General features: G+C 60.9%; 10 protein-coding genes. 5 read left to right on the forward strand and 5 right to left on the reverse strand.

Going from position 1 to position 7924, the window contains the following annotated elements; translation table 11 throughout:
• Positions 1-77: 77 nt before the first annotated feature.
• Positions 78-629, forward strand: a complete 552-nt coding sequence (locus H7A76_RS17485) for a plastocyanin/azurin family copper-binding protein (protein WP_409302538.1) — start codon at positions 78-80, stop codon at positions 627-629.
• 67 nt (positions 630-696) lie between these two features.
• Positions 697-1527, forward strand: a complete 831-nt coding sequence (gene queF / locus H7A76_RS17490) for an NADPH-dependent 7-cyano-7-deazaguanine reductase QueF (RefSeq protein ID WP_185699650.1) — start codon at positions 697-699, stop codon at positions 1525-1527.
• 56 nt (positions 1528-1583) lie between these two features.
• Here the strand turns inward: queF and H7A76_RS17495 are convergent, their stop codons facing one another.
• Complete coding sequence (locus H7A76_RS17495) at positions 1584-1847, reverse strand: DUF4404 family protein (RefSeq protein WP_185699651.1); 264 nt, start codon at positions 1845-1847, stop codon at positions 1584-1586.
• A gap of 124 nt (positions 1848-1971) precedes the next feature.
• Positions 1972-2592 (reverse strand): HAD family phosphatase, encoded by a 621-nt coding sequence (locus H7A76_RS17500; protein ID WP_185699652.1) that lies wholly within the window; start codon positions 2590-2592, stop codon positions 1972-1974.
• Between the two features lie 191 nt (positions 2593-2783).
• On the opposite strand from H7A76_RS17500, the gene H7A76_RS17505 reads away from it, so the two are divergent.
• Positions 2784-3470, forward strand: coding sequence for a VacJ family lipoprotein (locus H7A76_RS17505; RefSeq protein ID WP_185699661.1), 687 nt, complete (start codon positions 2784-2786; stop codon positions 3468-3470).
• A gap of 78 nt (positions 3471-3548) precedes the next feature.
• Here H7A76_RS17505 and H7A76_RS17510 read toward each other — a convergent pair whose 3' ends face one another.
• A complete protein-coding gene (locus tag H7A76_RS17510; RefSeq protein ID WP_185699653.1) occupies positions 3549-3848 on the reverse strand; it encodes a PilZ domain-containing protein in 300 nt (99 codons plus the stop codon).
• Between the two features lie 273 nt (positions 3849-4121).
• On the opposite strand from H7A76_RS17510, the gene rssB reads away from it, so the two are divergent.
• On the forward strand, positions 4122-5303 hold the full coding sequence (rssB, locus tag H7A76_RS17515; protein ID WP_185699662.1) for a two-component system response regulator RssB: 1182 nt from the start codon (positions 4122-4124) through the stop codon (positions 5301-5303).
• A complete protein-coding gene (rssC, locus tag H7A76_RS17520) occupies positions 5303-5785 on the forward strand; it encodes an anti-sigma factor antagonist RssC (RefSeq protein WP_185699654.1) in 483 nt (160 codons plus the stop codon). Before rssB ends, rssC begins: the two co-directional genes overlap by 1 nt.
• Before the next feature lie 75 nt (positions 5786-5860).
• On the opposite strand, the gene tal is transcribed toward rssC, so the two are convergent.
• Positions 5861-6787 carry a transaldolase gene (tal, locus tag H7A76_RS17525; protein ID WP_185699655.1) on the reverse strand — a complete coding sequence of 309 codons (927 nt, stop codon included), beginning with the start codon at positions 6785-6787 and terminating at the stop codon, positions 5861-5863.
• Between the two features lie 178 nt (positions 6788-6965).
• Positions 6966-7924, reverse strand: a 959-nt coding sequence (gene dusA / locus H7A76_RS17530) for a tRNA dihydrouridine(20/20a) synthase DusA (RefSeq protein WP_185699656.1), incomplete at its 5' end; no start/stop codon positions are given.

Consider the following 7924-nt stretch of genomic DNA (forward strand, 5'->3'; position numbering starts at 1 on the left):
TGGCAGCGGTCCGGCCCTAGAGTGTGGCACAGGCTCAATTGTGTTCTTGTCGGGGTTTGATGATGAATCTGCAAAAGTTGTTGTTGCAAAGCCGTTCCGTGCTCGGTGCCTGCCTGATGCTGGTGGGGGCGCCGCTCTGGGCGTCGCCGGCCACGTCCTATGATTTCGGCCAGCCGGCCGCGGCGGCCAAGGCCACGCGCAGTGTCGAGGTGGTGATGGGGGACATGACCTTCAGCCCCAAGGCGCTGGAGGTCAAGGCCGGCGAGACTGTGCGTTTCGTGCTGATCAACAAGGGCCAGCTATTGCATGAGTTCAACCTGGGGGACGCGGCGATGCATGCCCGGCACCAGCAGGAAATGCTGCAGATGCAGCAGAGCGGCATGCTGACCCCCACCGGCATGAAGGCCATGGAGCACGGCTCGATGGACCATGCCTCGATGGGACATGGCTCCATGCCCGGCATGGCCCAGGGCATGCAGCACGACGATCCCAATAGCGTGCTGGTGGAACCGGGCAAGCAGGCCGAACTGACCTGGACCTTCAGCAAAGGCGGCAGCCTGGAGTTCGCCTGCAATGTTCCCGGGCACTACCAGGCCGGGATGGTCGGCAAGCTGACGGTCAGTCCATAGCGGTCGGGGCTCAAAGGCGGGAGCAAAGGCTGTTAGAATCCGCTGATTCTTCAGTCAGGTTTCCGCCATGCATCCCGCAGCCGAACATTCGCCGCTGGGCAAGTCCAGTGAATACATCTCCACCTACACGCCATCGTTGCTGTTCCCCATGCCCCGGGCGGCGAAATGGGCCGAGCTGGGCTTGAGCGCCGAGACTCTGCCCTACCAGGGCGTGGATTTCTGGAACTGCTTCGAGCTGTCCTGGTTGCTGCCTTCGGGCAAGCCGGTGGTGGCCATCGGCGAGTTCAGCATTCCCGCCGATTCACCGAACATCATCGAGTCCAAGTCCTTCAAGCTCTACCTCAACTCGCTGAACCAGACGCCGTTCGCCGATCGGGCCACGCTCGAGGCGACCTTGCGCAAGGACCTTTCGGCCGCTGCGGGCAAGCCGGTGACGGTGCATGTCCGCAGCCTTGGGGAAGTCGAGGCGCAAGGCCTGGTGGCGCTGCCGGGCGTGTGCATCGACGATCTGGATATCAGCGTCGACAGCTACGAGCACCCGCGTCCCGAGCTGCTGCGCTGCGACAGCTCGCGGGTGGTGGAGGAGAGTTTGCACAGCCATCTGCTCAAGTCCAACTGCCCGGTGACCAGCCAGCCGGACTGGGGCAGCGTGGTGGTGCAATACCGTGGTGCGGCCCTGGATCACGCCAGCCTGCTGGCTTACCTGGTGAGCTTCCGCCAGCACTCGGACTTCCATGAGCAGTGCGTGGAGCGGATCTTCCTCGACCTGCAGCGCCTGCTCCAGCCGGAGAAGCTCACTGTCTACGCGCGCTACGTGCGCCGCGGCGGGTTGGACATCAACCCTTACCGCAGTACCGAAACGGCGGACTTCGCCAATCACCGGTTGGTGCGCCAATAAGCCAAAGCCCCGCTCTCATGGCGGGGCTTTGCATTTGGAGGGGCGTCGAAGGTCGATCAGATGCCGATGTTGCCCAGGGTCTGGACGATATTGCGCAGGGTTCCGGCGATGGCCGGGTGCTCCAGTTCGAAGCGCTCGACCGCCAGGTTGACACCATCGGCGAGGCTGGTGTCGTGGGTGCTGTTCTCCAGCTGGAGCTGCAGCTCGATCTGCTGCATCAGTGCTTGCAGGTTCTCGCGTTCGGCCGGCGACAGCGGCGGGTTCTGTTCCAATTGCTCGCGCAGGGTATCGAGTTGTTGTTGCAGTTCGCGGGCAGGCATGGCGTTCTCCCTTCATTGATAGGCAGAGGGATGGACCGCGTGCCAAAGGCAAAGGTCCATGCCCACAGGATTTAGATTAATCCACCCGCAAGCGCCGTGCATGATCTTGATCAACAGGCGTATTTCAGGGTTTTTCCCCCTTGAGCCTTCGCAGCCCGATGTCTTCCAGGCAGGTGGTCAGTTCACCCAGGTGGTCGATCACCGAGTGTACCCCCAGGCCGAACAGTTGCACCGTCGCCTTGCCGCGCTTGAGCTCGCGCTCCTGCTGGCTCAGGGCCTGCCACTCGCTGGGAGACATGCCGCACAGCGAGCCGCAGGACGCGAGGCCGATGGTCCACAGGCCGGCATTGAGCCCCGATTGCAGCAAAGTCGGTTCTCCGCTCACCAGCACGCAACCGTCCAGGCCCTTGACCTTGAGTGCCATCAAGGCCTGCCAGCAAGCGTCGGGAGCGGGCCAGGGGGTGGTGGCTGCAGGAGCCGGCTCGATCCATTCCGGCAGGATGGCGGCCAATTGGCGAGTGCTGGTGGCAGGTAGCTGTTCCAGCCAGGCACAGGGTATGCCTTGTCGTTCCAGGTGATGCAGGCTTTCCAGGGCGCCGGGCGTGGCCTGGAGTCGTTCCGGGGTGGGTTGCCATGCCGTTTGCAGGCGTGACAAGGCACCGAAGTCCACCAGGCAGCCGCTGAGCCCGAAAAGCACCGCAGTCAGGGAGCGGGAGGGGGGAGCAGGGGGGGCGAGGTGGGGCATGGCGGCATCCTTGAAGTGCCTTCCGAAACTAGCGGCAGAACATGACATCAAGGTTACAACCAGGTGAACGCCCGGCCGATTCGCTCGCACGGCCTGCGCCGATGCTGCCTAAAGCGGCACATCCGTTTTATACTCCGGGCCTAACCTCAGGGCATGACCCCATGAGAGAACAAGCCGAGGAGTTTCCTGCGATGCGCTGGAGCCGTTATCTAGTTCCACTGTTTATGAGTGCCGGCGTGACGCTGGCTCCCCTGGCCGTCCAGGCGGCGGAGGAGGATCCGTGGGAAGGTGTCAACCGCCCGATCTTCACCTTCAACGATACCTTGGACACCTATGCCTTGAAACCATTGGCCCAAGGCTACCAGGCGGTCACGCCGCAGTTTCTGGAGGACGGCATCCACAACATGTTTCGCAACGTCGGTGACGTCGGCAACCTGGTCAACGACGTCTTGCAGGCCAAGCCCCATGCCGCCGGTGTCGATACCGCGCGCCTGCTGATGAATACAACCCTGGGCCTGGCCGGCTTCTTCGATGTCGGCACCAAGATGGGCTTGCAGCGCAACGACGAAGATTTCGGCCAGACCCTGGGCTACTGGGGCGTGGAAAGCGGTCCCTACGTGATGCTGCCGCTGCTGGGGCCGAGCACCTTGCGTGATGCGCCGGGCAAGTTCGTCGACAGCTACACCGAGCCTTATCGCTACATCAACGATGTTCCGGCCCGCAACATCGCCATGGGCGTGAACGTGGTCGACAGCCGTGCCAGCCTGCTGGCGGCGGACAAGCTGATCCGCGGCGACAAATACACCTTCATTCGCAATGCTTATCTGCAAAACCGCGAATTCAAGGTCAAGGATGGCAAGGTCGAAGACGATTTCTAGTATTTTCGAGGCTCTTGCGTTAACGAAAAGGCGGCCATGGGGCCGCCTTTTTCATGGGCTTTTTCACTGCAAGCAGGGTTAATTCATTTTAAGGATTGTAAGGCCAAGTTTCTGCCCGCCACCGTCCAGAGGCTTGATCCACACCACTTCGGTATCCGCCTCCAGTCCTCGAAGCGCCGTGTGCTCCGAATCGATGCGCACGCTCACTTGATCGCCGACCTGGAACGAGCGCGGTGCCTGGACTTGCATGCCACCGCTGGAAAGGTCGATGCAGACTGCTTCGATCACTTGTCCCTGGTGGATCAGGCTGATCTCGGCATCTACTCGCATGCGGATGTAATCGCGCTTTTCGCTATAGTCACGCTGATTCTGATTCATGGGGTCCATCCTGCAATTGAGTAGCGGTTTTAACGGTTTTTATAACTCTCGGTGATTTGTGGTGTAAAGACGCCAAGCGACCATCGGCATGAGCTTGAAACGCCCCGCGGATGGGAGTACCGTCTGCGCCTTAGAAGGGCACCTCTGACGGTCGGGCGTGCAGGATTCAAGATCCTGGCCTTGTCGGAGTGGCTAGAAAGCGAATCCAGTAGCATGCCTCTGGCTCATGGCCAAGCTAGCTACGCCAACCCAATTCTGGCGCCGTTTGCCCACATGCAAAAAACCAGTGCCACGCTGCTGATAATCGATGACGACGAAGTAGTACGCGCGAGTCTCGCGGCCTATTTGGAAGACAGTGGCTTCAGCGTACTGCAGGCTGCCAATGGCCAGCAGGGTCTTCAGGTATTCGAGCGCGATAAACCCGACCTGGTGATCTGCGATCTGCGCATGCCCCAGATGGGCGGTCTCGAACTCATCCGCCAGGTGACGGAACTGTCGTCGCAAACCCCCGTGATCGTGGTTTCAGGCGCTGGCGTGATGAACGATGCGGTGGAAGCCCTGCGCCTGGGCGCGGCGGACTATCTGATCAAGCCTCTGGAAGACCTGGCGGTACTCGAGCATTCCGTGCGCCGGGCGCTGGATCGTGCTCGCCTGCTGCTGGAGAACCAGCGCTACCGGGAAAAGCTCGAAGCGGCCAACCGTGAGCTGGAAGCCAGCCTGAACCTGCTCCAGGAAGACCAGAATGCCGGGCGCCAGGTGCAGATGAACATGCTGCCCACCAGCCCCTGGTCGGTCGATGGCTTCAGCTTCGCTCACCAGATCATCCCGTCGCTCTACCTGTCGGGGGATTTTGTCGACTACTTTCGTGTAGACGAGCGCCGGGTGGCGTTCTACCTGGCTGATGTTTCCGGTCATGGGGCGTCTTCGGCTTTTGTCACCGTATTGTTGAAGTTCATGACTACGCGCCTGCTGTTCGAGTCCAAGCGCAATGGCACCTTGCCGGAGTTCAAGCCGTCGCAGGTGCTGGGCCATATCAACCGGGGCCTGATCAGTTGTAAGCTGGGTAAACACGTCACGATGGTCGGTGGAGTCATCGACGAGGAGACCGGTTTGCTGACCTATAGCATTGGCGGGCACCTGCCGTTGCCAGTGTTGTATACACCAGGCAGCGTGCGCTATCTGGAAGGGCGCGGTCTGCCGGTAGGTCTGTTCGACGAAGCGACCTATGAAGACCACATCCTGGAATTGCCACCTGTGTTCAGCCTGTCGCTGATGTCCGATGGCATCCTGGACCTTTTGACCGAGCCTACACTCAAAGAGAAAGAAGCGGCCTTGCCTGAACGGGTGAAGGCTGCGGGCGGCAGCCTGGATGGCCTGCGGCAAGTTTTTGGATTGGCCACGCTAGGGGAGATGCCGGATGATATCGCCCTGTTAGTGTTGAGCAGGAACCTTTGATGAGTACCGGTAGAATCCAGTTCGCCGAGCAGGACGGCACTTTTGTCCTGAAATTCGTCGGTGAAGTGCGCCTGACCCTGTGTTCGGCGTTGGATGCGACTATTGAGCGGATCTTCACTGCGCTGAACTTTTCGGCGATCGTGATCGACCTGACGGAAACCCGCAGCATCGACAGCACTACCCTCGGCTTGCTGGCCAAGTTGTCGATCCTGTCGCGGCAGAAGGTTGGCCTGTTGCCCACCGTCGTCACCACCCACGAGGACATCACCCGGCTTCTGCAGTCGATGGGGTTCGACCAGGTGTTCAACATCGTCGATCGCCCAGTGCCGTGCCCGGAGTGCCTGACCGACCTGCCCTCCCAGGACCAGTCGGAAGAAGTGGTGCGGATCAAGGTGTTGGAGGCGCACAAGATCCTCATGGGATTGAACGATTCCAACCGTGAAGCCTTCCATGACCTGGTGAATGCCCTGGAGCGTCACTGACCGCCTGAAGCTGGCCGATGAAAAAGGGCGAACCCGTGAGGGTTCGCCCTTTTTGCGTTCATGCCTTTCGTTCACTCAGAGCTTGGCGGCCAGCAGCGCCTCGAGCTTCTCCTGGTCCCGGGCGAACTGGCGAATACCTTCGGCCAGTTTTTCGGTGGCCATGGCGTCTTCATTGGATGCCCAGCGGAACTGCGCTTCGTTGAGGCTCTGGCGAGCTTCGCCGGTCTTCCCTGGACTCAGCTTACGCTCCAGCTTGCCAGTGTCTGCTGCCAGTTTTTCGATCAGGTCCGGGCTGATGGTCAGGCGATCGCAGCCTGCCAATTGCTCGATCTGGTTGAGGTTGCGGAAGCTGGCGCCCATGACCACGGTCTTGTAGTCGTTGGCCTTGTAGTAGTTGTAGATACGGGTCACCGATTGCACGCCTGGATCGTCGGAGCTGGTGTAGTCATTGCCGGTGGCCTTCTTGTACCAGTCGTAGATCCGACCCACGAATGGCGAGATCAGGAAGACCCCGGCATCCGCGCAAGCCACTGCCTGGGCGAAGGAGAACAGCAGTGTCAGGTTGGTCTGGATGCCTTCGCGTTCCAGCTTCTCGGCGGCCCGGATGCCTTCCCAGGTGGAAGCGATCTTGATCAGCACTCGATCGCGACCTACACCGGCCTTTTCGTACAGGTCGATCAGGCGATGGGCTCGCTTGAGCATGGCATTGGTGTCGAAAGACAAGCGGGCGTCGACCTCGGTGGAGATCCGGCCCGGGATCACCTTGAGGATCTCCTGGCCCACGGCAACGCCAAAACGGTCGCTGGCCAGGCCGACATCGCCCTTGCAATCGCCGACGCTGGTGCCGAGCAGGTCGGCATAACCGGGAATGGCCGCAGCCTTGAGCAGCAGCGAGGGGTTGGTGGTGGCATCCACCGGCTTGACCCGGGCGATGGCGTCGAAGTCGCCGGTGTCGGCCACCACGGTGGTGATTTTCTTCAGTTGTTCCAGCTTGGAAGTCATGAGCGTGCTCTGTCCTATGGGTCTGATGACATTACCCGAGCGCTGGCAGGCGCTCAAGGGCGCGGAATGCTTGCGATGGCCCCGAAAACCATGACCTGAAAACAGATGTTTGAGTGTCGGGACACGGTCCAGATAAATACGATGCCAAAACCCGGATCAGGTTCAATCCGCCTGACGCCTAGCGTCCTTCCAGCAATTGGCCGGCCTGGTCCAGCAGGGCCAGCGGATCCTTGGTCTTGTGGATATCCACCGACAACAGCTGGCGGAATTTGCGCGCCCCGGGGAAGCCGCTTCCCAGGCCCAGGACATGGCGAGTGATATGGTGCATGGCGCCACCGCTGGCCAGGTGTTCGGCAATGTAGGGCCGCAATTGCGCCAGGGCCTCGGCCCGGGAAATCACCGGCGCGCCGCTGTTGAACAGTTGTTGATCCACCTCCGCCAGCAGATAGGGGTTGTGGTAGGCCTCGCGGCCCAGCATCACCCCATCGAAGGTCTGCAGATGTTCATGGCAGGCCTCCAGGGTCTTGATCCCGCCATTGAGGATGATCTCGAGCTGCGGGAAGTCCGCCTTCAGTTGCGCTGCCACTTCGTAGCGCAACGGCGGGATCTCGCGGTTCTCCTTGGGGGACAGGCCTTCAAGGATCGCGATCCGGGCATGCACGGTAAAGCTCGTGCAGCCGGCCTCATGCACCTGCCCAACGAAATCGCATAGTTCTGCATAGCTGTCCCGGCCGTTGATACCGATCCGATGCTTGACCGTCACCGGGATCGACACCGCGTCGCGCATCGCCTTTACACAATCGGCCACCAGCGCCGGATGAGCCATCAGGCAAGCGCCGATCATGTTGTTCTGCACGCGGTCGCTGGGGCAGCCAACGTTGAGGTTGACCTCATCGTAGCCATGCTCCTGGGCCATTCGCGAGCAGGCGGCGAGGTCCGCCGCAGTGCTGCCGCCCAACTGCAGCGCCAGCGGATGTTCGGACTGGTGATAACGCAGGAAGCGCTCATGATCGCCGTTGAGCAAGGCGCCCGTTGTGACCATCTCGGTATAGAGCAGGGTGTGCTTGGACAGCAGTCGCAGGAAATACCGGCAGTGGCGGTCAGTCCAATCCATCATCGGTGCAACGCTAAACCGCC

This window comes from Pseudomonas sp. MSSRFD41 (assembly GCF_014230245.1).
Taxonomy (GTDB): domain Bacteria; phylum Pseudomonadota; class Gammaproteobacteria; order Pseudomonadales; family Pseudomonadaceae; genus Aquipseudomonas; species Aquipseudomonas piscis.